Source organism: Streptomyces zagrosensis, assembly GCF_014203645.1.
Lineage (GTDB): Bacteria > Actinomycetota > Actinomycetes > Streptomycetales > Streptomycetaceae > Streptomyces > Streptomyces zagrosensis.
Map to the genome: position 1 here is coordinate 14,166 of NZ_JACHJL010000027.1, position 23,747 is coordinate 37,912.

20 protein-coding genes and 1 pseudogene are annotated in these 23,747 nt (G+C 70.4%); 13 read left to right on the forward strand and 8 right to left on the reverse strand.

The window, feature by feature from the left end; genetic code table 11:
- Window positions 1-111: 111 nt before the first annotated feature.
- From FHS42_RS32555 to FHS42_RS32575, 5 genes are read right to left on the reverse strand one after another with little or no spacing between them, the layout of a single operon-like run.
- Entirely contained in the window at window positions 112-651 is a 540-nt protein-coding gene (locus tag FHS42_RS32555; RefSeq protein ID WP_184579293.1) for a hypothetical protein, read from the reverse strand.
- On the reverse strand, window positions 648-1,661 hold the full coding sequence (locus tag FHS42_RS32560) for a hypothetical protein (protein WP_184579296.1): 1,014 nt from the start codon (window positions 1,659-1,661) through the stop codon (window positions 648-650). Before FHS42_RS32560 ends, FHS42_RS32555 begins: the two co-directional genes overlap by 4 nt.
- The gene (locus FHS42_RS32565; protein ID WP_184579299.1) at window positions 1,661-2,752 is read right to left on the reverse strand and encodes a hypothetical protein; all 1,092 of its coding nucleotides are present in this window, start codon (window positions 2,750-2,752) and stop codon (window positions 1,661-1,663) included. The genes FHS42_RS32560 and FHS42_RS32565 overlap by 1 nt, the downstream gene beginning before the upstream one ends.
- Window positions 2,749-3,762 carry a hypothetical protein gene (locus FHS42_RS32570; RefSeq protein WP_184579301.1) on the reverse strand — a complete coding sequence of 338 codons (1,014 nt, stop codon included), beginning with the start codon at window positions 3,760-3,762 and terminating at the stop codon, window positions 2,749-2,751. Before FHS42_RS32570 ends, FHS42_RS32565 begins: the two co-directional genes overlap by 4 nt.
- Window positions 3,759-4,523: a cupin domain-containing protein gene (locus FHS42_RS32575; protein ID WP_246495732.1), complete on the reverse strand. Its 765-nt coding sequence runs from the start codon at window positions 4,521-4,523 to the stop codon at window positions 3,759-3,761. The genes FHS42_RS32570 and FHS42_RS32575 overlap by 4 nt, the downstream gene beginning before the upstream one ends.
- 1,123 nt (window positions 4,524-5,646) lie before the next feature.
- Between FHS42_RS32575 and FHS42_RS32580 the strand changes: the two genes are divergently transcribed.
- Complete coding sequence (locus FHS42_RS32580) at window positions 5,647-6,231, forward strand: restriction endonuclease (protein ID WP_312867139.1); 585 nt, start codon at window positions 5,647-5,649, stop codon at window positions 6,229-6,231.
- 114 nt (window positions 6,232-6,345) lie between these two features.
- Window positions 6,346-7,158: an SAM-dependent methyltransferase gene (locus tag FHS42_RS32585; protein ID WP_184579307.1), complete on the forward strand. Its 813-nt coding sequence runs from the start codon at window positions 6,346-6,348 to the stop codon at window positions 7,156-7,158.
- A 396-nt stretch (window positions 7,159-7,554) separates the two neighbouring features.
- On the opposite strand, the gene FHS42_RS32590 is transcribed toward FHS42_RS32585, so the two are convergent.
- Window positions 7,555-8,826 carry a trypsin-like serine peptidase gene (locus FHS42_RS32590; protein WP_221477089.1) on the reverse strand — a complete coding sequence of 424 codons (1,272 nt, stop codon included), beginning with the start codon at window positions 8,824-8,826 and terminating at the stop codon, window positions 7,555-7,557.
- Window positions 8,827-9,149: 323 nt separating this feature from the next.
- Here FHS42_RS32590 and FHS42_RS32595 point away from each other — a divergent pair, with 323 nt between their 5' ends.
- Together FHS42_RS32595 and FHS42_RS32600 are read left to right on the forward strand one after the other, a co-directional pair.
- Window positions 9,150-9,878 carry a hypothetical protein gene (locus tag FHS42_RS32595; protein WP_184579309.1) on the forward strand — a complete coding sequence of 243 codons (729 nt, stop codon included), beginning with the start codon at window positions 9,150-9,152 and terminating at the stop codon, window positions 9,876-9,878.
- Window positions 9,879-10,062: 184 nt separating this feature from the next.
- A complete protein-coding gene (locus tag FHS42_RS32600) occupies window positions 10,063-11,274 on the forward strand; it encodes a lactonase family protein (RefSeq protein ID WP_184579311.1) in 1,212 nt (403 codons plus the stop codon).
- Between the two features lie 251 nt (window positions 11,275-11,525).
- Here the strand turns inward: FHS42_RS32600 and FHS42_RS32605 are convergent, their stop codons facing one another.
- Complete coding sequence (locus tag FHS42_RS32605; protein WP_184579313.1) at window positions 11,526-13,046, reverse strand: chitinase; 1,521 nt, start codon at window positions 13,044-13,046, stop codon at window positions 11,526-11,528.
- A 301-nt stretch (window positions 13,047-13,347) separates the two neighbouring features.
- Here FHS42_RS32605 and FHS42_RS32610 point away from each other — a divergent pair, with 301 nt between their 5' ends.
- Together FHS42_RS32610 and FHS42_RS32615 are read left to right on the forward strand one after the other, a co-directional pair.
- Complete coding sequence (locus tag FHS42_RS32610; RefSeq protein ID WP_246495735.1) at window positions 13,348-14,184, forward strand: class I SAM-dependent methyltransferase; 837 nt, start codon at window positions 13,348-13,350, stop codon at window positions 14,182-14,184.
- Window positions 14,185-14,532: 348 nt separating this feature from the next.
- Window positions 14,533-15,165, forward strand: coding sequence for a DUF4232 domain-containing protein (locus FHS42_RS32615; RefSeq protein WP_246495737.1), 633 nt, complete (start codon window positions 14,533-14,535; stop codon window positions 15,163-15,165).
- A gap of 121 nt (window positions 15,166-15,286) precedes the next feature.
- On the opposite strand, the gene FHS42_RS32620 is transcribed toward FHS42_RS32615, so the two are convergent.
- Window positions 15,287-15,802 (reverse strand): lytic polysaccharide monooxygenase auxiliary activity family 9 protein, encoded by a 516-nt coding sequence (locus FHS42_RS32620; protein WP_184579315.1) that lies wholly within the window; start codon window positions 15,800-15,802, stop codon window positions 15,287-15,289.
- A gap of 1,015 nt (window positions 15,803-16,817) precedes the next feature.
- On the opposite strand from FHS42_RS32620, the pseudogene FHS42_RS39285 reads away from it, so the two are divergent.
- The 7 genes and pseudogenes from FHS42_RS39285 to eboE form a co-directional block, all read left to right on the forward strand.
- Window positions 16,818-16,961: pseudogene (locus FHS42_RS39285) on the forward strand (FAD-linked oxidase C-terminal domain-containing protein); the annotation flags it as partial.
- A 485-nt stretch (window positions 16,962-17,446) separates the two neighbouring features.
- Window positions 17,447-18,631 carry an inositol-3-phosphate synthase gene (locus FHS42_RS32630; protein WP_312867140.1) on the forward strand — a complete coding sequence of 395 codons (1,185 nt, stop codon included), beginning with the start codon at window positions 17,447-17,449 and terminating at the stop codon, window positions 18,629-18,631.
- Between the two features lie 5 nt (window positions 18,632-18,636).
- On the forward strand, window positions 18,637-19,542 hold the full coding sequence (locus FHS42_RS32635) for an SCO3242 family prenyltransferase (RefSeq protein ID WP_312867141.1): 906 nt from the start codon (window positions 18,637-18,639) through the stop codon (window positions 19,540-19,542).
- The gene (locus FHS42_RS32640; RefSeq protein ID WP_376772772.1) at window positions 19,539-20,633 is read left to right on the forward strand and encodes a sugar phosphate isomerase/epimerase family protein; all 1,095 of its coding nucleotides are present in this window, start codon (window positions 19,539-19,541) and stop codon (window positions 20,631-20,633) included. The genes FHS42_RS32635 and FHS42_RS32640 overlap by 4 nt, the downstream gene beginning before the upstream one ends.
- Window positions 20,630-21,625, forward strand: a complete 996-nt coding sequence (locus FHS42_RS32645) for an EboA domain-containing protein (protein ID WP_184579317.1) — start codon at window positions 20,630-20,632, stop codon at window positions 21,623-21,625. The genes FHS42_RS32640 and FHS42_RS32645 overlap by 4 nt, the downstream gene beginning before the upstream one ends.
- Window positions 21,625-22,485, forward strand: a complete 861-nt coding sequence (locus FHS42_RS32650) for a TatD family hydrolase (RefSeq protein WP_184579319.1) — start codon at window positions 21,625-21,627, stop codon at window positions 22,483-22,485. The genes FHS42_RS32645 and FHS42_RS32650 overlap by 1 nt, the downstream gene beginning before the upstream one ends.
- A 57-nt stretch (window positions 22,486-22,542) precedes the next feature.
- Window positions 22,543-23,724 carry a metabolite traffic protein EboE gene (gene eboE, locus FHS42_RS32655; RefSeq protein ID WP_184579321.1) on the forward strand — a complete coding sequence of 394 codons (1,182 nt, stop codon included), beginning with the start codon at window positions 22,543-22,545 and terminating at the stop codon, window positions 23,722-23,724.
- Window positions 23,725-23,747: the final 23 nt, after the last annotated feature.

Below are 23,747 nucleotides of genomic sequence, written 5' to 3' on the forward strand. Positions count from 1 at the left end.
GCCGGAGGTAGGCGCCGGGTGCTGGTTGCGCTTGCTGGGCTGGTTGTGCACGGCTGGTGGCGCCCGTAGTTTCCATGCCATCGGATCGGTCCGACCAGCTGCTATCGAGGCTCAGCCGAAGTCGTCGTTGCTCCAACCGCCGTCGTCCTCGCCCCAGTTACCCTCCCAGCTCTCTTCCTCAGCCCCGCTCAGATCACCGCCGGGGTCGCCCCCGCCGTCACCGCCTGCGGACCCCTGCGCCTGCGCGGCCTGCTGCTGGCGCAGCGCTTCCTCCTCCGCGGGCGTCAGGTGCAGCGGCGGGAGTTGGGCGGCGGTGATGGCCAGGCTCACCACGCCGAGTGTGGCGAGCACGGCGCCCGTCCGGCCGCCGAACGACGTCCGGTTGATCATGACCGTCTCGCCCCGTGCCCACAGCGTCCGGCCGTACCCGATGTCGCGGCCGTACGTCACTGTTCCATCGGTCTGTACGCGCTTGACGATGCGCTGTCCCAGGAGCTCGTCGGTGCCCACCGCGCCCCGGTTGTCGTGCCAGTGCACGACGCCACCGTCCCCGCGGCGGCGCCACTCCTGGCAACCGTCCTCGTAAGCGCGATGGACGCTGCCGTCGGCGAGCAACTCGTCGGTATAACCGATCTCATGTGGCCGGGTCATTTTCTGCGGTCCTTGGTATGGGCGGTCGGTAGGCGAGAAGTGCTGAGGGTGGTAGGAAGCGCCGGAGCGCGTTGCGCGGTCGGCCACGTCAAAAAGCCAGTGCTCCGCAGCTCGCGCAGATCGGTCCATACGGAGGGCCGCAACGGGCGAGGGCCGCGCGTGAGCCGCTGCACCGTGCGCAGCAGTTGTTCTGGTGGTACGGCAGCGACCTGGGTGAACCGCCCCTGTGCCAGCCACGCGACCTCCTGCGGGCGTAGCCCCTTGGGCAGAGGCTCGCGCAGCGGCACCGGGCCGGGCGCACGCCCGGACGCCAGATGCAGGGATGCCGCATGCCGGGGCACCAGACCCAGCGAGGCCACGCGCACCCCCGGCACCGGCCCGAATCCGTCTCGGATGCGGCCGGGCAGGGCGAGGCCGGTGGGGCTCGCGTCGTGCAGGACGTACACGGTCGCGCCCTGTGCCCGCTCCAGGCCGGCCACCAGACGGGCGTCCAGCGGTTGGCCGTCCTCGGCGGCCAGGATCGGGCAGGCCGCCTCCAGGTGCACATGGTTGGCCAACAGCATCCGTGCGATGGAACGGTCCTGACAGATCAGTAGCCGGGGCAGCCCGTAGTCGTACACATCGGGTTCCCGGGCCGGGCCCACCGCGGGACTGGTCCCCTCGGCAACGAACTCGCGCAGCAACCCGGGCACCTCCCCGCCGCGGGCCTCAAGCGCGCGGGTGAAATGGGCCAGCCGCAGCGAAGGGGCAGGGGAGCGCGGGATACGGCGCAGCACGTTGGGCACCGGCCGCAGGACGCGGCAGGTGGCGTAGTAGAGCTGGCGCTCGGTGAAGCGGATGCCGCCGGGCGCGGCGGCCCGGGCGGCGGCCACGGTGATGGCCCAGTCGAGCAGGTGGGCCGCGGGCCCGCCGACCCGTCGCCCGCGGTGCGGCCCCGGGCTGGCTTGTGGGGCCTGTGGGACTTGCGGGACCTGTCGGGCATGTGGGGCCGGAGGGGGTTGCGCGGTCATCAGGTGGTTCTGCCTTCCTCGAAAGCGGAACTGGTGGCCTGCGGCCAGGTCAAGAAGCCGATCGCGGCAGCACGTCGGTGCTGCGGGTCGGCCGCGATCCGGCCCCGCTCCACCGCTTGTTCCACGGCCCGTATGACAACGGACTCCAGCCGGGCGGGAGGCACCGCCGCCAGCGGGCTCCACCACCCATCGGCCAGCCAGTCGGCGAGCGCCGCAGGTAGCCCGGCAGCCGTGCGTAGCCGCTCCGAACTGATGCGGGACGGTAGGTTCAACAGCCGTACCGTGTGGGTGGCGTGCGCGACACCCACCGAAAAACCGGCGTCCACGATCACCCGCCCCGGCAGGGCCTCGCGTATGTCCGAAGCCAGCAGGGCGCCCTCAGCGCTCGCGTCGTGCAGCACGACCACCGGCACCTTCCTGGGCAGCTCACCGAGGCCTTCGACCACGGCCAGCCGCAACCGCTGAGGAAGGCCGTTGGCGGCGAGGAAGACCCTGACGGCCTGGTCGGGGCACAGCAGTGCGGCATTCGGTTTGGCCACCGGCAGGGCCGAGTCGGTGAACGCCCTCTCGTCCACGATCCCGGTAGGCAACTCGCCGTACACCTGCTTCCAGGGACCGCACATCAGCTCCCGGAAGCGTACGTACGAGGAGGAGAGGGACACCTTGCCACGGCTCGCCGGACGGTACTTGCCGCCCGCGGCCCAGCCCAGGAGCAATAGGCACGCCACGCCGGTCGCGTACGCCACCGGTTTGCCTGACACGGGAGTGCTGACGGCGGCCACGACAGCGGCCACGGTGAGCGCGGCGGCCAGCGAACCGGTGATTAGCCACCGGGTTCGCGGCGGCGTGCCCTTGGCGTCGGAAGGGCCCCAATACAGGCTGTCGGTCAGGGTGAGGTACCACAACTGGCCGAGCGTCACCCGCACTCGGCCGTCCTGCGTCACCTGCTGGACACGGCGGCGTATCCGCAGGTCGTGCATGCCCCTACCGTGCTCCCTCGGGTCCAGGGCGAACCGCTTGCGGCAGCGGGAACACACACTGCCGGTCCGCTCCTTGCGCAGCAGCTGCGCCTGGCAGTGCGGGCACGTCATCGTTCCCCCGTGGTGGGCCAGGTCAAAAAGCCCACGGCCGCGGCGTGCCGCCGCTGTGGGTCGGTGGCCATACCCACGCGCTCGGCGATCCGCTCCACCACGGCAAGCAGCCGGGCCGGTGGTGCCCCGATGAGGGGGAACGTCCAGCCCGCGCGCAGCCATCTGAGCTCGCCGCGGGTGAAGTGGCCCCGTGCGGTGAGTTCGGCCATGGCGGCCCGGCCCGGTTTGCCGCTCCGGTAGGGCACGGCGTTCGGCAGCCCCCGCATGGTGCGCAGCGGCAGCCCCGCGTCGATCACGGGCCGACCCGGCAGGGCGCCACGGGCACGCTGGAGGAGCAGCAGACCGTGCGCCCCGGCGTCGTGCAGCACGATGACGGGGCCGCGGGCGGGGACGTCGTGCACCTCACGGGCGAGGGCGAGGCCGTAGCGGTCGGGCAGTCCGGCGGCGACGAGGAAGGCGGCGATGGACGGGTCCGGACACAGCAGCACTGCATGGTGGCTGCCGGCGGGGATCGGCCCCGGCTGCGGATGACGCCGATCGTCCACCAGACCCGGCGGGGGGCTGCCGTATACGCCGATCCACTGCTGGAGTACGTCTTTGTGGAAGTCCGAGCGGGCCACTCTCGGCCGGCCCCTGCGCAGACCACCCGCCAGCATGCCCAGGTACGTGATGGCGCCGAGCAAGACCACGCAGCCAGCGATGACAACGAACCTGGTGTCACTGAACAGTCCGACGATAGTCGCCACCACGGCGACGAACAGCGCCACGCAACCGGATTCGGTTCTTTTCGACCGCAGCGACTTGCGCGATAGCGCGTACCACAACTGCCCGGGCGTGCACGGGACCCGCCCCTCGTCGGTCAGCTTGGTCATGACCCGGCGTATGCGCAGGTCGCTGATCTGCAAGGGATTGGTCTTGGGGTCAAGCGCGTACCGCCGCTTGCAGTTGCTACAGACGTTGTTGGGCCGCTCTTTGCGTAACAGCGACTTCTCGCAGTGCGGGCAGATCACCGGGGTGCCTCCAGCGCGCTGGCCACCCGGCGCAACCTGGTGGCCAATCGTTCCCGCATGGTGGTGGTGCCCGTGCCCCGCAGCCGCTGGACGTTCTCGATGTCGCGCAGGGCCGCGGCGAGCGCGTAGAAGTCAGTGCCGGAGCGGGTGATGGTGCTCAGCGGCCCATCACCGGCGGCGGGCGTGGCGGTCGAACGGCGCTCCGCCTCCTGCGCGGTGATCGCGTAGTCCTCGTGGTCGATGCCGTAACCGGTGTTGGCGGCCAAGATGGTCAGTGGCGCGGTGCCCCGGTTGGAAAACGAATGGGGCATCATCTCCGGGATACGGATCATCACCCCTGGTACCAGGGGCACTTGGCTGACTTCGGATCGTTCCGCGTCGTAGAGGCCACACGCGGCGTGGCCGAGGCTGAGCACGAAGTGCTCACCGCCGTGAGCGTGTGGTGTGAAGGCGCTGCGCGGGCCGACGACACCGAGCTTGACGGTGGCGTTGGACGGTCGCTCGGGTGAGGTGCCGGCGTCCCCGACGAGGTAGTGGGCGAACTGGCCGTCGTCGATGAAGCGGAGGAAGTCCCGCTCTGGGCCGAGCTCTCGGGCGCCGCCCCGGTCGGCAAAGGCGATGCCGCCATCGGGCCTCAGCGCGTACAACTCCACGCCGTCCGGCAGCCGTGCGGCCAGCTTCCTCAGATGCCGAAGCCCTTCCGAGGCGTAGGCCTTTGGTACGCCGTCACGTGGCGCCCCGTCATGCGATATACCGGACATCAAGCCCCCCAGGTGTCCTCTGTATGCGCAAGCGCATCGTAAGCCGCTGATCCACACTGCGGGAGCGTACGGACCGATTCGTTGGCCAACTGATGCGCCGACGTACGGTGAACGGCGAGGCAGGTACGCCATCACACCCAGCCGGAACGCCCCGCTCCACGCCCCGCTCCACGCCGCGCATGCCGTCCATTGCCTGCTCGTCGCTGCCTGGCGTTGGTCGTATGGGGGGCCATGACGTGTTTGTGCAACGCCTGTTGTCGGTTGTACGGGGCGGCGTCGCGGCCCAGGGCACTGGGACGACCGGCCGACGACGCGAGGCCGCTCGGCCCGGCCCAGCGGGGGCATATCCCGGGCTCTCACGACGGACGCCGGGCCGGAGATTTACGCGGCCATGGAAGGCCGATGATCGCTCAAAGTTACCATTGCTCAGCTCATTGTCAGTGGCGCGTGGTCTGATGGTGGAACGACACAGGGAGGCACCCGCCGGCCGGGCGGGGGTGGCTGTGCTGTGTCGGAGCGCAGGGCAAGCAGTAGCGACAGGGAACGGGGTGGCGAAGGTGCGAGGTGTGGGGGCGGCTGCGGCCTACGAGGGGTGTGAGGGCGGCAGGTTCGGCCCGGGCGGTCGGCCGGGCAGCAGGCCACTGACGAGGAGATGGGGCGTGATCGTGGCCACCACAGACGAGATGCATGACGACGGCGGGCCTCAGCCAGCCGGACGGCTGGCTCCGATGAGCAGCGGGCAAACGGCCTTGGCACCTGGACCCGTCGTACGGTTTCCGGGAGCGCCCCCGCGGCGGCTGCGCAGGGCATCGCAGCCCGCGTCGCGAGACGGCTGCGAAGGGCGCGAACGGGGTGGGGGCGAACGGAGTAGGAGGCAGCGTGCCCGGCAACTGCGGTTCGCCGCAGCCGTCGCGGCCGGGCAGGAGGGCATCCGATGAGCCCCCGGCCCGCCCGCCGGCCGGCGCGTCGCCCTCCGCACAGACCCGCGCGCCGTCCCGCACGTCGCCCCGCACGCCGTCTCGCACGTCGTCCCGCACGTCGGGGCGCCGCCCGTGGACGGCGTCAGAGTAGATCGTCAGAGCGGCGAAATCAGCGACTGCTGGGCGCCGTTGTCGCGATCGTCGTGGTAGTCGGTCTCGTCCAATGGCTTGTCGCGCACTGGTGGGTGTTGATCGTCCTCGTCGTTTTGGCAGCAGTGGCCGGGGTGGCCTGGCAGCAGCGGTCTCAGCAGCGAGCCCAGTGGGAGCAGGCGCGCGCCGGCGCGTTGCGATGGGGACTGGCGGAGATCGACGCGCTGCATCACAGCGAGTTCGAATTTGCGGTCCGTGACCTGATGCGCCGGGACGGCTGTAGGGCGGAGCGCATTGGAGGCGCCGGAGACGACGCCTGCGACGTCAAGGCAGTGGACCCGGCGGGTCGCGTTTGGGCGATCCAGTGCAAACATCGCAGGGACGGGGATCGCGGTTCGTCGGTCGGCGTTGGCGTGCTCCAGCAGGTCAACGGCACCGCCCGGCAAGTCCATGGCGCCGATGTCGCGGTCGTCCTGACCAACGGCCGGTTCTCCGCACCGGCCGTCCCCTGGGGCAAGACCCACCGCATCCACCTCATAGACCGTCGCCTGCTCGGCACCTGGGCCGCCGGCTCCCGCCCCCTGTGGGAGCTCATAGACAACGTGCCGCCCCCGCGACGTCCCGCCGGCCCGCCGTGACCTGCCTCGGGGCGAATGTGCACATGCGCTTTCGCCCGCGGGTACACCGCGGTTGGCGTCACCGGACCGTTCGCCACGATCAAGACCGGACCACCGAAACAGGGAGGGTAGGACATGACGCAGGACCGCCCCACACCATTCCCACTGGATACTTCGACGGCACACCCGGCGCGGGTGTACGACTACATCCTGGGCGGCAAGACCAACTATCCGGCGGACCAAGACGCTGGCCGGGCGATGTGTGGCGGCTGGCCTTCGCTCCCGATCTCGATGTGGCAGAACCGAGACTTCATGGGGCGTGCGGTCGCCTATCTCGCGCGCGAGCACGGCATCCGCCAGTATCTCGACATCGGCACGGGCATCCCTACCCCACCCAATCTGCACGAGATCGCCCAGGGTGTCGCGCCGGACAGCCGAGTTGTCTACGTCGATAACGACCCCATCGTGCTGACCCATGCGCAAGCCCTGCTGGACAGCACCCGGCAGGGGCGCACCAGCTTCCTACGGGCCGACCTCCGCAATCCGGACAGCATCATCTCGTCCCCCGAGGTTCGCGACACCCTGGACCTGTCTCAGCCAACGGTCCTGAGCGTCATCGCCGTCGTTCACTTCCTTACGGACGCCGACGATCCGTACGGCATCGTGCGGCGGCTGATGGATGCGCTGCCCAGCGGGAGTTTTCTCGCCTTGACCACTGCCACGGCCGACTCGGCTCCGCGGGAAATGACCGCCGTGGCCCGGGAGTACACCCGGCGCAACATGACGCTGCGGCTACGCTCGCACGAGCAGTCGCGTGCGTTCTTCACCGGCCTTGATCTGGTGGAACCTGGCGTGGTCCTGGTGCATCACTGGCACCCCGGGCCCGGTCAGGTCGATGTCCCCGACCACGATGTTGCGATGTATGGCGGCGTGGCGCGTAAGGCATAGCCACCGGGGCAGGTTTGGCCAGGCGCAGTGATCCGCCACTTCGCCCTGCCGCAGTGCGGCCTTTGATCCTGAGCGCGTCCCATGCCCCTTGACCGGTGCCGACCCGTCGCCGCGCGTTGCGGAAGGTGTCTTCTGCGGGGGAGAGCGTCGGGCTGTCCCGTGCGGCCAGTGAGCGACGCTGTGAGCGCGGCGCGAGGCGTCCGTTCGTCCGGCCCGTCTGCACCCACCATGCGGACACGGAGGTAGCAGTGGCCGGACGAACTTCCTTCAGCAGATGGCGGTAGGGGCGGACGCGCCGGGCCCTACGGTCAGCGAGCCATGCGCTAGCAGCGCAGGCCGTGGATCGGTCGCGGGCTGGCGTACGGGCTCGGGCACGTGGCTATCGGTCAGAGCTGCCTAGCGGGCGGCTGCCTGCGGCGGTTGGTTGTTGTCGATGTCGCCCTTGATCTGGTCGTACACCAGTGAGATGCGCGTTCCCCAGTTGGGGCAGCCGCCGAGGTGGTGCAGGGCGATGACCTTGTGCGAGGAGGCGGCCAGTACGGGCGAACCCGAGTTGCCGCCCGAGGTGTCGCACCGATAGCCGGTGTTGACTCCGGACGACACGGTGTCGATCTTGCAGGTGGCACCGCCCTGGGACTCCTCGTAGACAGACAGCCGCTTGGGCTTGGTGTCACCGTGGCCCGGTATGTAGATGCGCTCGCCCGCCTTGGGGGTACGCGGCTCCAGATAGAGCGTCCCGAACTGCTGTATCTTCTCGAAGCTGTTGACGCTGAAGAGCGCGTAGTCGAGGGCGTTGAGCCCGCTCAGCTTGAGCAGCTGCTGACCGCTGACCTTGGTGCCGGGGCGCGGGTTGTTGCCGCCGCAGGTCGCGCACTGGTAGTCGAACTGGAACTCGCTGGAGCGCAGGTCCGCCTCGCTCTCCATGCAGTGCTGGTTGGTGAGCATCCGGTTGGTATTGCCTACCCGCCAGGCGGTGCAGTGGCCTGTGCCCCTGAGCAGTTGCCGCGCTACCGCATTGCCGCGGGCGTACTCGACCGGGTGGCTGGTCTGGTAGCAAGCGACGTCCCTTCGCGCGTCGCTGCCGCATACGCTCTTGGGTGACGGGGCGCGCACGGCCCGCTCGGTGGCGTCGAGACCACGGAAGTAGGTGTCGATCTCCACGCCGTAGCCGCGGCGGGCGAGCCGATCGGCGTCCCGGGCCCCTGTCGCGTGCAGGGTCACGACCGCGGTGTCGCCGTCGATCGACAGGGCGGCGAAGCCGGCGTCACCGTGTTCGGTGTAGTCAGAGCCGCGGCTGCGGTCGGCGTAATAGGTGTGCACCTCGCGTCGGTCCGGGGAGGCCACGGTCACCCGGTCGTTGCCGACGAGCTTGAGCGCGGCGAAGTGCACCTTCACGTAGGACGAACCGGGCGAGCGGATCTCCTGGCTCCAGGACCGCCCAGCGCTGCCGTATCGCAAGGCCACATCGGCCGTCCGCTCGGTACCGGCGGCGGCTACCGAAGGTGCTGAAGAGGGTGCTGTCGAGCGGGTGGACGAGGACGCCGCCGGCGCGGTGTCGTGCCGTGCCGCCGAGGCGTGCGGGGACGCAGGGCCGAAGCTGACGGCCACAAGACCGGTTGCCGCGACCATGAGGCCGACGACACGGCCCCAACGTCTGGTGGATACCATCACACACTCCTTCGTGTGGGGGGACAACGGGTGTGGGGCGGGCGCCGGCCGGTACGTCCTTGCGCACAAGGCCGTACGCCGCCGCTGCGGAGCCTGGCACAACCGGCCGTCCCAGAGAACTGCCAACTGGCCATAACCTTTTGCCAGTCCGCCACCCGCCATCCAGTGAGCCCATCGGGCACCGACCGAGAGGCCGGTCTGGTCTGGTCTGGTCTGATCTGGTCGGGTAGGGGCGACCCAGGGGGAGCCCCGGCGGGGGCAGCGGCAGGATGGCTGGTGAGTGAGTGAGTGAGTGAGTGAGGGAGGGCGGCGGGGGAGTGTGCGTGAGCGTGACCGGCGGGACCGATGGCTCGACGGGCCCGAGCGATGACGCGCGTACGCAGGGCAGCCTGCGTACGCAGCGCAGCCAGACGCACGAGCGCACGCCCGGTGATGCGGGCAGCGACGGGGGAACGACCGCCGCCTTGGCATCGCGGTCGCGCTCGCCGTTCCTCAGCGTTCCTCAGCACTTGCTGTGGGCCCTGCTCATTCCGCTGTTGAGCACCGTGGCGGGCTGGTCCGGGCAGTACCCGCACGGCTTGTGGCTGGCGGCTCCGCTGGCACTGGGCACGGTGTGCGCGGCCGGCTTCATAGCGGGCGGGCGATGGCACCGGCCGGGCGCGGCAACCCTTGCCTGCGTCGCGGCATGTGCCCTGGTGCTCTTTGCCGGGCCGGCCCTCTATGACCTGTACGCGAAGCGCGTGGGCGACCAGTTGGACGCCATGGTCACCCAGACCGGACAGCGGCGGAACGCCAAGGGCACCACCATGGAGACCTGCACGGTGATCGACACCTCGGGCGCGGTGCACCGCATCTCTGAGCAACAGAACTGCTCCGGGCAATTCAAGCCGGGCCAGCGGGTCATCTTGTACAAGGACCCCGCGGGACTCCTCGACCCGTACATCGAGGAACCGGACCAGCAGGCGCTCGACACCACGGGCCTGGGGATATCGGCCGCGCTGTTCGCCGTCACCAGCGGGGCTCTCTTGTACGGGGGCCAGCGAAGGCGCTGAGCCGAGGGCGACAAACAGCCCCACAGCCGTAGCCAACCGGGCGGGCGGCCGTTATGCAGGAGCCGGGAACGCGAAGGGTTGTGCCTTCGCCGTTGGCGGTAATAGGTCTGGACCTAGGTGGCGGCGCGCGTCATGCTTTTTGACCTAGGCATGTCATACCTCTGGTGTCGAAAGGTCCCCCATTATGTCCCTCTCCCCACAGGAGCGCCCTCGCCGCGTCACCCTCGGTTCGGGCATCGGACGCCGCTCGTTCGTCGGTTCAGTGGGCGCCGGCGTGCTGGGCGCCACGGCGCTCGGCGCTGGAGTCTCCGCCGCGCAGGCCCTTCCGGCCCCCTCTCGCCAGCGACGCGACGCCGACCTGCGATACGCGTTCCTTGGTACGTACGGCAGCGGGATCATCTCCTGCACCTACGACACGGCGACCGGTGCGCTGACCAAAAAGGGAGGCTTTCCCGGGGTCGTCAACCCCTCCTTCCTGGCGCTGAGCCCCAGCGGCAAGGTGCTCTACTCGCTGGACAACGGCGGCCGGGAAGGGGCAGTACGTGCCTTCACCATCGGCGCGGGCGGCGCGCTGACCGCACTGGGCCCGGCGCGGTCCACGGGCGGCGCCAACGTCACCCACCTGTCGGTGCACCCCACCGGCCGCCACCTGCTCAGCGCGAACTACGGAGCCGGCAGCATCGCCGCTCACACCCTCAACAGCGACGGCAGCGTGGGCGCGCGCACATCGCTCGTTCAGCACACTGGCTCCGGCCCCGACCCCACCCGCCAGGAGGGCCCGCACGCGCACCAGATCCTCACCGACCCGGCGGGCGCCTACGTCTTCGCTGTAGACCTGGGCACCGACAAGGTGTACACCTACCGGCTCGTGGCCGGGTCCGGCACGCTCAGGCCGGTGTCCGAGGCGAAGTCGGTGCCGGGCGCCGGCCCCCGGCACATGGTCTTCCACCCCACGGCCCCCTACGCCTATGTGGCCAACGAGTTGAACAGCACCATCAGCATCTATGCCTACAACACGTCGACCGGTGTGCTGACCCGCGGCGAGAGTCAGCCGACGCTCCCTGGCGGCTCCGACCCAGGCACGCGTAACTACCCGGCCGAGGTGGTGATCTCGGCCGATGGCCGGTTCGTCTACCTCTCCAACCGCGGCCACGAAAGCGTCGCGCGATTTGCCGTCACCAACGGCGGAGCCGGTCTGCGCCTGGTGGACACGGTGCCGTGCGGTGGGTCCTGGCCCCGGCACATCAGCCTCTCGCCGGCGGGCACGGTGCTCTTCGCGGCCAACCAGTACGGACGTACGGTCGGCACCTTCACCGTGCACCGGGAAACCGGTGCACTCACCTCCTCCGGAACGCCCTTCGCCACCGTTTCCTCGGGCTGTGTCCTGCCCGTCTGACGGTGCGTATGGGCGTGTGGGCGTGTGGGCGAGGTGGCGGGCCCGTTGGTCGTTGCCGGTCAGGGGCGGTGGCTGCGAGGTCGCGCCCCCGGCGCCGCCAAGCGTGGGCAAGCGGTATGCGTGAGCAGTCCCACGGCGATGCGGAACCGATGTCCGGCAGGACGAACCTGCCGGACATCGGTGCGCCGCGATGGGCGGAGAGGCGAAAGCAGTGGAGTTGCCGAGCAGTTGGAGGAAGAGTCAGGAACAGATCAGCAGGCGCCGAGGTCCTGCCAGACGCCCCACTGGCCGGTGGTGCCAGGCTCTTCGGCCGTCGTCCACCACTTGGCCTTCCAGTTGTGGCCCTTGTGCGAGACCTGCTGGCCACCGGTGTAGACCGTACTGGCGGCCCAGGGAGCGGCCGTGCACTCGTTGCCGCCCCCGCCGGTGACGGTCAGGGTGTACGTCGCCGTGTGGTTCAGGTCGCCGCTCGTACCGGTGACGCTGACGGTGTAGGTGCCTGAGTGAATCTCAGGAGCCGCGGACAGGGTCAGCGTCGAGGAGCCGCCCGCCGTTACGGAGCTGGGGCTGAGCGTGGCGGCGATGCCCTTGGGTGCCGTGGCGGCGAGGTCGATCTTCTGGGCCTCACCCGTTGTTACCGCGGTCTTCACCGTGGTGGTGGCCGTGCCACCGGCGGCTACCGAGCCGGAGGCGGGTGTGGCCGTCACTGAGAAGTCGTTGGTCGGAGGCTTGGAGCCGCTGGTGAACGGCGCGAAGATGCGGCTGAAGTCCCATTTGTTCTGCTCGATGCCGGAGCAGTTGTCCCTGGCTCCGCCGCCGGGGCAACTGCCGTTGTCCCGCTGGAGAGCCCACATCGAGAGCGTGTTGATGCCCTTGGAGACCGCCCAGTTGTAGACCTGGGTGGCGTTGGCCAGGGTAAAGGTCTCGGCCGGACCGAAGTCGTCCACGCCCGGCATCTCGGTGACACCGATCATGGCCCACAACTGTGTCGCGGACTTGTCCGGGTAGAGCCGGGCGAGTTGGTTGTGCAATCCCTGGGCCGCGGTTTCGGTGTCCTTGGCCATGTCGTGCGGGAGGTTGTCGTAGTAGTCGAACGTCATGATGTTCGCGACGTCCACCCGGGTCCCGTTGCTCACCGCGTTCCGCAGCACGGCTAGGCCGCTGTCGGCCAGACCCTGCGGTGTGGTCGGCAGCGTGTACGAGATCTCCAGTTGGCGCCCGTTCTGCGCGGCCCAGTCCTGGACCTTCTTGATGGCCTTGTTCCGCCGGTCGATGCCGGCGGTGTTGTTCAGCGCGTCAACCTCGATGTCCATGTCGAGCCGCGAGATGTCGTAGGTGGTGATCACCTTCTGGTACGCGGCGGCGACCTGGTTGACGTCCGTACAACTGTCGGCGATCTCGGTGCCGGTGGTGTCCGCGGTATAGCCGCCGAACGAGGGGATGACGTCGCCACCCCTGGCCTGGATGGTCTTGATGTCGTCACCGAAGGTGGCCTGGGAGATCGGCATGCTCGTGCTGCCGTTCCAGTACGGCGTGCAGGAGCCCTTCTTCTCTGTCTGGATGAACGCCATCGTCAGGTGCTTTACGCCGGCCTCGTTGGCCATGGCGGCGGGGCTCTCGCCGGTCCAAGCCTCGAAGTAGGGGGCGAAGACGCGGGGTGGCAGGGGAGTTGCCGCCTGGGCGGTGCCGCCGCTGATCGCGGTCAGGCCCGCAGCGACCACGGCGGTGACGGCCGTGGCCAGGGCGGCGCTGAGCGAGCGCTTACGTCTCATGTCTGTCCAAGCTGGTGAGGTGGGGACCGCCGATTCCCGGGTGCGCAGCGGTATGCACACTGGAATATCCTCGCGGTCAGATACATGTCAATGGTCTGAACCAAGGTAGGACTAGACCAATTGGCTTCCGGTCCACCCCGACCTGCCTGATGCCTGTCTGTTAATCCGGGGCCATCGCTTGAATGTGCCCGGAGTGACGGGGGTGGCAGGGGAGGGCCACGCGGCCAAGGGCCGCGGGCCCGGCGGGGTACCAGAGGGGGAAGGATCTCCGGTGACGTAACGCCGCGTTGGTCGTGCTCAGATGCCGACCGCACGCCTTGACCACGGGCAGGCGGTCTTGCCCAAGAACGGTGCACTCACGACCATCCTTGGCATGGCCAATGTCTACGAGGACCCGCGGCTGGCGGGCGTTTACCAGCGCGGCAATGAGATGCCCGAGGCGTCACTGCGGGACTGGACGCACCTGATCGGCTCCTTCACGGAGCATCCAACACCTGCCGTGGTGGAGATCGGGGCGGGGACGGGCATGTTCTGCTCGGCCATGGCCCGTTGGCTGAACCCATCGGCGGTCGTCGGTATCGACGCGTCCGTGCCCATGCTCATCCAAGCTCACCGCTTCAACTCGCATCCGGTAGTCCAGTACGCGGTAGGCACCGCTGAAGCCGTGCCTACCGGCTCCCACCTCTTTGATCTGGCCCTGCTGTCCCGTGTGATCCACCACCTGCCCGACCGGGCCCGGGTTGCAGGCGAGTTGGGCCGCATCCTTCGGCCCGGTGGGGTAGTGGTCATTCGGACAACGTTTCGGGAGCGGTTGGACGCACTGGTCTACGACTACTGGCCGCAGCTGCGCGCGCTGGATGAGCAGCGGTTCCCCGCCGAGTCCGAGGTGCTTGACGACTTCGCCGCAGCCGGTTTCACGGTCCGTACGGTGACGTCCTTCGCTCGGCCGGTCACCGCTAGCCTGCGGGACTACCACGCCCGTATGACATCCCAGCCCCAGTCGAAGTTCACCCAACTCACCGCCGGGGAGTTCCAGGACGGGCTACGGCGGCTGGAGATCGACGCCCAAGACGAGTCGCTGACGCGGCCGGTCGCCGTGGTGGAACGCCATGACGTAGCGGCGCTGTCCCGGGCGTGAGCGGGGTCGAGCGGCTGGTGCTTCTTCGGCGCGCCCACCGGCACCCGGCGTGGCGGCTGAAGGTCAGTGTGACGGCCCGGATCGGCTTGCCAAGGGCCGGTAGGGCGTTGCCGGTCGGCGCTGTCCACGGCGTGCACGGCCTCGGGTGGGCGGCGGCCAGGCACCTGCGAAAGTCATGCGTCGAGGGACGGTTGGTGATCGCTGTCTAGAAAAAAGTAGTTCATGGCCTAAAGCGGACCCATCCGTTGGCGACCGTTTTTTGTCACCTCAAGTACGGATAGGCGTCACATCGCCGATACCGCTGCCTGGGCGAAACGCCGGGGCAACACACGGAGGAGACGAACGACCATGCGAAGCACCAGCACCACGAGCACCATCATGACCCGGGCCACTGCCGCGCCGCGTTCCACGCCGGCCACCCGTACCACTGCCGGGGTCGCCGTCATGGCCGCGGCGCTGCTGGCCGCCGGTCTGTCGGCGAGCAGCGCGAGCGCCACCGGCAGCGCGGCGGGCGATCACGCACGCAAGGCGTCGGCGGCGGCCGTCCCCACATGCAAGCTCGGCGGACTCAAGGTGACGCTGGACGACGGCGGCGTCGATCCCGGTGTTCGAAACGGCATGAGCCATGCGGGAATCTACCTCCGCTTCAAGAACACCACCGACCACACCTGCTTACTGCGTGGCTACCCGGGCCTGGGCCTGGAGCGCACGGACCACAAGGCGCTTGCCACCAAGGCCGAGTGGGGCTCGACCTGGTACGCCAAGGACCCGGGGAAGACCAATGTACGAGTAGAGTCCGGCGACTCGGCCTGGGCCGACCTGGCCTGGACGCAGTCGGGCACGGACGCGGTGCAGGCCGGATATCTGAAGGTCACGCCGCCTGCCGAAACCAAGTCCGCCACGCTGCGCTTCGACCGGCTCGTGGACTGGGGGCGCCTTCAGGTGACGTCACTGGCGGACCAGCCGCCGAAGATCGGCTGACGCCCCGGCAGGCGATGGGAACCCCGCCGGGGCCAGGCGTGCGCGGCCGTAGCCGAAAGGCTTCAGGCCAGCCCCGGAGCGGAGTCTCCCGACCCCGGCCCGGACCCGATTGTGGTTCCGATCAACCGATGTTGACGTCCACGCAGGCGTAGAAGGCGTTGGAGGTGTCGGCTATGTTCCACACCGCCAGCACCTTCTGCTTGCCGGACAGGTTGCCGAAGTCAACCTGATGGGTGACGGTCGAGCCGGGCTGGGCTCCGCCGTCGTCGAACTCCGCGATCTTCGATCCGCCGACGAAGTATTGCCAGGTGCTGGTGGAGTGCCGCGCAGTCAGCCGCCAGTTGAAGCTGGTGATCCGGTTGACGGGGGTTGCCTTCCAGCCCTTGCTGTCGTCGTCGAGGTTTGCGAAGGCGGCGTTGCCGCCACTGCAACTGCTCAGCCCCTTGGGGCCTTCGACGCTCTGCGGCTCGTGCTTGATGGGGCCGCAAGGTACCGTGCCGTCAGCACACTGCGCTTGCCGGCTCGGGGGCGAGGAGATGTAGCCGTGGGCACTGGCCGTGTTGGCGGGCAGGCTGATGGCGATGAGTGGGGCAATGACTGCCCCCATGGTGATGGCCAGCTTCTTCTTGCTGTTCATGGCAGCTCCTTCAGTGGGGGGCCTGCCGTGGGGGCAGGTGATGGCAGCAGGGCAACATGCGGCTGAGGCGGCTGACGCGTCGGCCGGAGGTGGGGATTCCGGCCCGTCAGCGGCCGTTCGGGAGGGGCCCGCGCCGACTGCTTGGCCTAGACCATACTGCTTGACGAGACATGGTCAACAGTTTTGTTCGATCCGAACTTCCTCGCGGCCTGCGGTCTCCTTCGGATGCGCTCGCCCCATGGCGTGCGGCAGCGACCTGACGCTTTGAGCCGGGGCCCCCTCCCCGCGGCAGGGCAAGGTCGTCAGGGCAAGGCGATGCCAGCCGGCCGGCGTTGCAGCGCTGCTTCACTCGTATGCACCTGAGCGGCCGGTCCGCGGGTCTGCCGCCGGGCCGGGTACCACACCTGCACACACCTGCATGGCCGTTTGTTAGCCGGCGGCGTCCGCGGGTACCCGCGCGCCACGGCTCGGCTCGCGGCCGTCATCGGTGTGCGGCCAAGGCCGGCTCGCGCCGACGCGTCAACCGGGTACGGCCACACCGGAGGTTTGCGATGAGTGAGATGAACGAGCAGACACCCTCCCAGGCCGAGGGCGAGCGAGACGATGACATCGAACGTGAAGTGACGCGGGGCCTCTCCGCCGACCGACCCGGTCGCGCGACGCCCCGAACGACTCCTTCGCAAGCTGAGGGCGATCGCGGAGACGAGCGGGACGAGTCAGGTTGACGGTGCCCAGGCCGACCGATTAGCCCTGTCCACGTACTCGACGGATGGCTCCAACTACCGGCAGATCCCCAACGCCGTGGTCATCCCGCGCACGGCGGAGGTGGCGCAGGAGACCGTGGCGGTGTGCCGGGAAACTGGGGGCGCCGTTGCTGTCGCGTGGTGGCGGCACGAGCCTGCCCCGGCGAGTGCTGCAACGCCGCCGTCGTGATGGACTGGAGCAAGCACTGCAACCGGCTGCTCTCGGTGGATGCCCGAAATCGGCGCTGCCCCGTTGAGCCGGGCGCGGAGGGGGTGTCGCTCTCATGCGGGCGTTCGTCGAGCGAGCTGCCGACCTGGTCGTGGCGCATGGGGGATCGCTGTCGGGCGAGCACGGCGATGGCCAGGGCCGCGGCGAGTTGCTGACGAAGATGTTCGGGCCCGAGCTGGTCCAGGCACCGCCCGGGCCGCGCGCCCTGCTCCCGCTGGCCATCCCCGGCGCCGCCATCGCGGCACTCGTACTGCGGGCGTACTGCGGGCCCGCACGCGGCATCCCCGCCGTACACGCCCGCGAGGCCCCCGCCACCGCTGAGCGCGGACCAGCGGCCACGGGCGTGCGCGGGCCAGCGCCCCGCGCTGCCCGCCGAGCCCACCCCGAGACAGGGCGCTGGACCCGGCGGCGGTCCACGTCACAGGCCAAGCCTGACCTTCGTACGCCCCGCACCGTTCCCCTGACTGGTGCTCTGCATCTCATCCGAAAGTGTGATCATCGCGGGCGTGCTGCGACCGCTGCCGCCAGCAGCTTCGTACGGTGCTGTCATCGGCTACCCACGGTGGGAGTGGACGCTCCGTCACGACCCGGGTCCCGAGGGGCCGCCTCCGGCGTCGGGCGACGGTGGCTCCCAGGCGGCGATCGGCATCGCATGCAGCGAAGGAGAGTGGCGTGACTCAGACGGGTAGCCGAGTCGGCGTATGGCTGATCGGCGCGCGGGGCGCGGTGGCCACCACGGCGGTGGTCGGCGCGTCGGCGATGTGCGCGGGGCTGGCCGAGCCGACGGGGTGCGTCACCGCACGCGCAGAGTTTCCGGACGAGCACCTGCCGCCGCTGAACACCCTGGTGTTCGGCGGACACGACCTGCCTGGCCCCGCGCTGATCGAGCGTGCGCAAGCACTGGTGCGCGACCGGGCACTGCCGGCCCAACTGCTGGAGCCGTGCGAAAAGGACCTGACCGCCGCCGAACAGGAGATCCGCGAGGGCTACGCCGGCCCCATGGGCGGCCCCCGGTTCACCGCGGGCACCTCCCAGGCCGAAGTGGCGGGCGCACTGGCGGCCGACATCGACGACTTCCGGCGCCGGCTCGGCCTGGCGAGGGTCGTGGTGGTCCACGTCGCTTCCACCGAGCCGCCCGTGCCTCCCCGGGCCGAGCACAACGACCTTGAGGCCCTGGAACGCGCCCTGCCATCGGTGACCGACCTGCTGCCACCCAGCTCCCTGTACGCGTACGCCGCCCTCATGGCCGGATGTCCTTACATCGACTTCACACCCTCGCCCGGTGCCCGGCTGCCCGCGCTCACCGCGCTGGCCCGCCGGCGCGAACTGCCCCTTGCGGGCAGCGACGCCAAGACGGGCGAGACACTGCTACAGACGGCCCTGGCGCCGATGTTCGCCGCCCGCAATCTACGGGTGCGCGCCTGGTCGGGTACGAACTTGCTGGGCGGCGGCGACGGCGCGACGCTGGCGGCACCGGGACCGGCGGCCAGCAAGACGTTGTCCAAGCGTCGCACCCTTCAGCAAATGGTGGGCGACGACATCGAGGGCACCGTGCGGATCGACTGCGTCCCCGCCCTGGGTACGTGGAAGACCGCATGGGACCACGTGGCGTTTGACGGCTTCCTCGGCGTACGGATGAGCATGCAGTTCACATGGCAGGGCTGTGACTGCGCGCTGGCCGCGCCCCTGGTCCTCGACCTCGCCCGGCTGACGGCCGCCGCACACGCCGCGGGCCTGGCCGGACCGCTGGCGCCGCTCGCCTTCTTCTTCAAGGACCCCGTGGACCGGCCGCCGGCCGACCTCGCCGACCAGTACCGGGACCTGCGGGCCTTCGCCACGGCGCTGCACGCGCGGTGAGCGCCGTGGCGAAGCAGCCGACGAGTGCGCGCCCCTGCTGGCTGCCGACCGCCGGGGCGGTCGCCCAACTGGTTCGCGCCCCGGCCGCGCTCACCACTCCCGGCGACACCCTGGCCGGCGCCGCTGCTGCCGGTCGGGCCTGTACCAGCAAAACACCGCTGCTGTGCTTGTCCTCGGCCTGCCTGTACTGGGCCGGCATGGCGCTCAACGATTACGCGGACCGCGAGGCGGATGCCGCCGAGCGCCCAGAGCGCCCCATTCCGTCCGGTCGGATCAAACCCGCCTTCGCCCTGGCGTTGGCCACCACACTGACGGCGACCGGACTGGCATTGGCCCAAGCCGGCGGCGGCGCCCGGGCCGTAGCGGTCGCCGCACCGCTCGCCGGCACGGTGTGGGTCTACGACCTGGCCACCAAGTCCCACCCGCTGGCCGGGCCACTCACCATGGCCGCCGCCCGGGCCCTGGACGTCCTGCTGGGCGCGGGCTACGGGCGGCTGCGTACCGCTGCGCCCGCCGCCGCTCTCCTTGGCGCCCACACCCTTGTCGTCTGTGCCCTCAGCCGGCACGAGGTGCACGGCATGGCGAGCCCGCCGCTGGCCACCGTGGTGTGCACCGGCGCCGTGGCGGCCCTGGCCGGCCGACCGAGCGGGGCAGGGCCGGGCGGCGACGGGCATCGGACGCTGGGGCTGGCCGCGCTGGCCGTGTACGCGGCTGGGTTCGCCGGAGCGCAGGCCATCGTGGTCCGGCGGGACCCACGCAGTGTGCGCCGCGCCGTCACGGCCGGCATCCTGGGCACCCTTCCGCTGCAAGCCGCGTGTTCGGCCCGGGCCGGCCGGGCGCCCGCAGCGGCGGCGCTGCTGGCCGCGGTGCCACTGGTGTGGGCCCTGTCCCGGCAGGTGTCGCCGACATGACGTACACCGCGCGGGAGACGGGCGGCCCCCAGCCGGTCGCCACAGCAGGCGCGAACCCCGGGTCGGCGGAGCCGGACACGAGCGGTGCGACAGCCGTAAGGGCGGACAGTGTCGCGGTGGCGGGTGCGGACGGTGTCGCGGTGGCAGGTGCGGACGGTGTCGCGATGGCAGGTACGGACGGTGTCGCGATGGCAGCGGGGACCGTGCCCGGGGCTTCCGAGGCCGTGCGACGGCCGGTGCGGCTGCGCTTTGGATACGGCACCAATGGCTTTGCCGGCCACCGGCTGACCGACGCCCTGATGGTCCTGGCCGACATCGGCTACGACGGCGTGGCCCTGACGCTCGACCATTGCCACCTCGACCCGTTCGCCCCCCAACTCGCCCGCCGTACCGCCGCACTGGCCCGCCAACTGGCGGGCCTTGGACTGGACACGGTGGTGGAGACCGGCGCCCGCTATTTGCTCGACCCGCACCGTAAGCACGCCCCCACCCTGCTTGACGACGCCCGGCAGCATCGGATCGAATATCTGACGCTGGCCGTGCGGGTCGCGGCCGACTTGGGCTCGCAGGCGGTTTCCCTGTGGAGCGGCATCCGGCCCGCCGCACTCGCGTGGCCGGTGGCCTGGGACCGGTTGGTGAGCGGCTGCGCCACAGTGGTCGAGGAGGCCGACCGCTATGGCGTGACGCTGGGCTTTGAACCCGAACCGGGCATGCTCGTGGACACTCTGGACGGCTACGACCGACTGTCCGGGCTACTTGGCCACCCCCCGTGCTTCGGGTTGACGCTGGATGTGGGCCACTGCCGGTGCCTGGAGAAGGCGACCGTGCGGGACTGCGTCCTGCGTGCGGGGCCGCGACTGGTCAACGTGCAGATCGAGGACATGCGCCGAGGCGTGCACGAACACCTGGAGTTCGGGGCCGGCGAGATCGAGTTCCCGCCGGTGCTTGTGGCTCTGCGGAGCACCGGTTACCGCGGGCTCGTCAGCGTCGAACTGCCACGGCACAGCCACGCCGCGCCGCATACCGCCGCGGCGTCCCTCGCGTTCCTGCGGGCCGCCGCGACGGCCCCGCACACCGGGAGCCCTGCATGAACCTCGCCGCAGCCGCCATCGCCCCCCTGACCAGCACCACCGACGCTGCCTTCACCGATGCTGCCTTCACCGACGCCGCCGGTACCCATGGTGCCGTCACCAATGCCGCCGACGTCAGCCTGCCCCTGCTGCGCTCCATCCTTCGCCACCGGCTCACCCCGCAAGCGGCGCGATGGCTCGCGGACGCCCTGGCCGAGGTGGCCGACGACCCGCGGGCGATGCTGCGGCGACGGTTCGCCGAGGTGGGTCGCCGCTGCGGCCGTACGCTCCTCACTGATGTAGCGCCCGCGCAAGCGGCCGGCCCCGACACCCGCCGGGCCGCGTCCGCTCCAGATGTCGCATCCCCGCCAGACACCGCGCCCGCTGCCGTACTCGCTGCCGTGCCCGATGACATGCCGGCGGCTGTGCCTGGTGCCGTGCCCGCTGTCTGTCTGGTGTGGACCGTCGATGACGCGGTGCGCACCCTGCTCCTGGCCGCCGCGCCGGCGCCGGCCACCGCCTGGGCGCACTGGGTAGCCGAGCTCTACGCGGGCGGGGACGCCGCGGAACGGCGCGGCGTCCTGCGTGCCCTCGGCTCCCTCGGCCCACCCGCGCCAGCCCACCCGGAACACCCGAACGCCCCGAACAACCCGAACAACCCGAACGACCCGAACGTATTGAACGACCTGAACGAGCAGGGCCTGGCCCTGGTGACCGACGCGCTGCGCACGCACGACCCGCGCCTCGTGGCCGCAGCTCTCGGCCCTTACGCGGCCCGGCACCTGCCCACCCCCCGCTGGCGGCACGGCGTGCTCACCTGCCTGCACAGCGGCATCCCGCTGCGCGCCGTGGCCGACCTGACCCGCCGCGCCGACGCCGAACTGAGCCGCATGGCCGCCGCGTACGTCCGTGAGCGCCGCAGCGCCGGCCGTACGGTGCGCGCCGACGCGCTGTGGCTCGCCGACCCCACACCCGTCACCTGCCATCCCCCACCACTCGTCCCGGAGTGCTGATGCGCCTGTTCGACCCCCACATCCACATGACCTCACGGACGACCGCCGACTATGAGGCCATGCGCGCCGCCGGCGTGCGGGCCGTCGTGGAACCGGCGTTTTGGCTGGGCCAGCCGCGGACCGGGCCCACCAGCTTCGCCGACTACTTCGACTCGCTCCTGGGCTGGGAGCCCTTCCGCGCGGCCCAGTTCGGCATTCAGCACCACTGCGCGCTGGCCCTCAACCCCAAGGAGGCGAACGACCCCAGGTGCGCCGAGGTCCTCGACGTGTTGCCGCGCTACCTGGAGAAGGACGCCGTCGTCGCGGTCGGCGAGATCGGCTACGACGCGATCACCCCGCAAGAAGATGCGGCGCTGGCCACCCAGGTGGCCATGGCGATGGAGCACGCACTGCCCGCACTGGTCCACACCCCGCACCGTGACAAGGCCATCGGCACCCGCCGCACCCTCGCGGTGCTGCGCGAGGCGGGGATCGCACCCGAGACGGTGCTCATCGACCACCTCACCGAGCTGACCGTGGCCGAGGTCGCCGACACCGGCTGCTGGATGGGGTTCTCCATCTATCCGGACACCAAGATGGACCCGCACCGGATGGTGCACGTCCTCAAGCGGTACGGAACCGACCGCATGCTGGTCAACTCCGCCGCCGACTGGGGGCGCAGCGACCCGTTGGCGACCCGCCGCACGGCCGACGCGATGCTCGCCGCCGGGTTCACCACCGACCAGGTGGACCAGGTCCTGTGGCGCAACCCGGTGGCCTTCTACGGCCAAAGCGGCCGGCTCGACCTCCCCGAAGAGACAGCCAACTCGCCCCAGGAGAGCGCCTATCTCGGCAACTCCGTGCTGCGCGGCGGCGAATAGCCCCCACCCGCGACCCCGGGCGGCACCGGACCCCGGGTAGGAAGGAGACCGGCCGCGATGCGCCTACGCCACCCGGACGGGACCACCGTGCACCTCGCGTACTGCACCAATGTGCACCCCGCGGAAGACCTCGACGGCATCCTGCGCCAACTCGCCACCTACGCCGCGCCCGTCCGCGAGCGCCTCGGTGCCCCCGTCCTCGGCGTGGGCCTGTGGCTGCCGTACCAGGTGGTCGGCGAGTTGACGCACGACGCAGCGGCGCTTGACCGGCTGCGCGATGCCCTGTCCGCGCACGGACTCGAAGTCGTTACGCTCAATGGCTTCCCGTACGGCGGGTTCCATCAGCAGGTGGTCAAACGGGCCGTGTACATCCCGGATTGGAGCCACCCGGCGCGGCTGGCCTACACCCTCGACCTGGCGCACATCCTGGCCGCGCTGCTACCCGACGACGCCGCGCGCGGCAGCATCTCCACGCTGCCCCTCGGCTGGCGCACCAGTTGGACCCCGGCCCGCCACGATCGGGCGCTACGGGCGCTCGACACGCTCGCCGCAGGCCTGGCCGACCTGCGCCACCGCACCGGCCGCACGGTCCGCGTCGGCCTCGAACCGGAGCCCGGGTGTGAGGTCGGCACCGTACGCGACGCCTGCGCACGGCTCAACGATGTCGATGCGACCCACATCGGCGTGTGCCTTGACGCCTGCCATCTGGCCACCGACTTCGAGGACCCCGGCGAAGCGGCCCGGCACCTGGCCGCCGCCGGTCTGCCGGTGGTCAAGGCACAACTGTCGTGCGCCCTACAGGCCGACGCCCCAAACGACCCCGCCGTACGCCGGGCCTTGACCCGCTTCGCCGAACCTCGATACCTCCATCAAACCCGCGCCGGCACCGACGGCCCTCCCCGGCAGTGGGACGACCTCGATCAGGCGCTACGCACCCCCGTAGGCACCGACGCGCAGCCCCGCCAGCCGTGGCGGGTGCACTTCCACGTCCCCTTGCACGCTCCGCCCGAGCCGCCCCTGACCTCCACACGCCCGGTCCTGGACGACACCATCCGCACGCTGCTCGCAGGGCCGCACCCCCGCACCGACCACCTGGAGGTCGAGACGTACTGCTGGTCGGTGCTTCCCGGCGGGCACCGGCCACCCGACACCACCACCCTCGTCACGGGCATTGCGGCCGAACTCGCCTGGGCCCGCGACCATCTGATCGACGCCGGGCTGAAGGAGACCCTCGCATGACACCCCACCCCACGAGCCCCGCC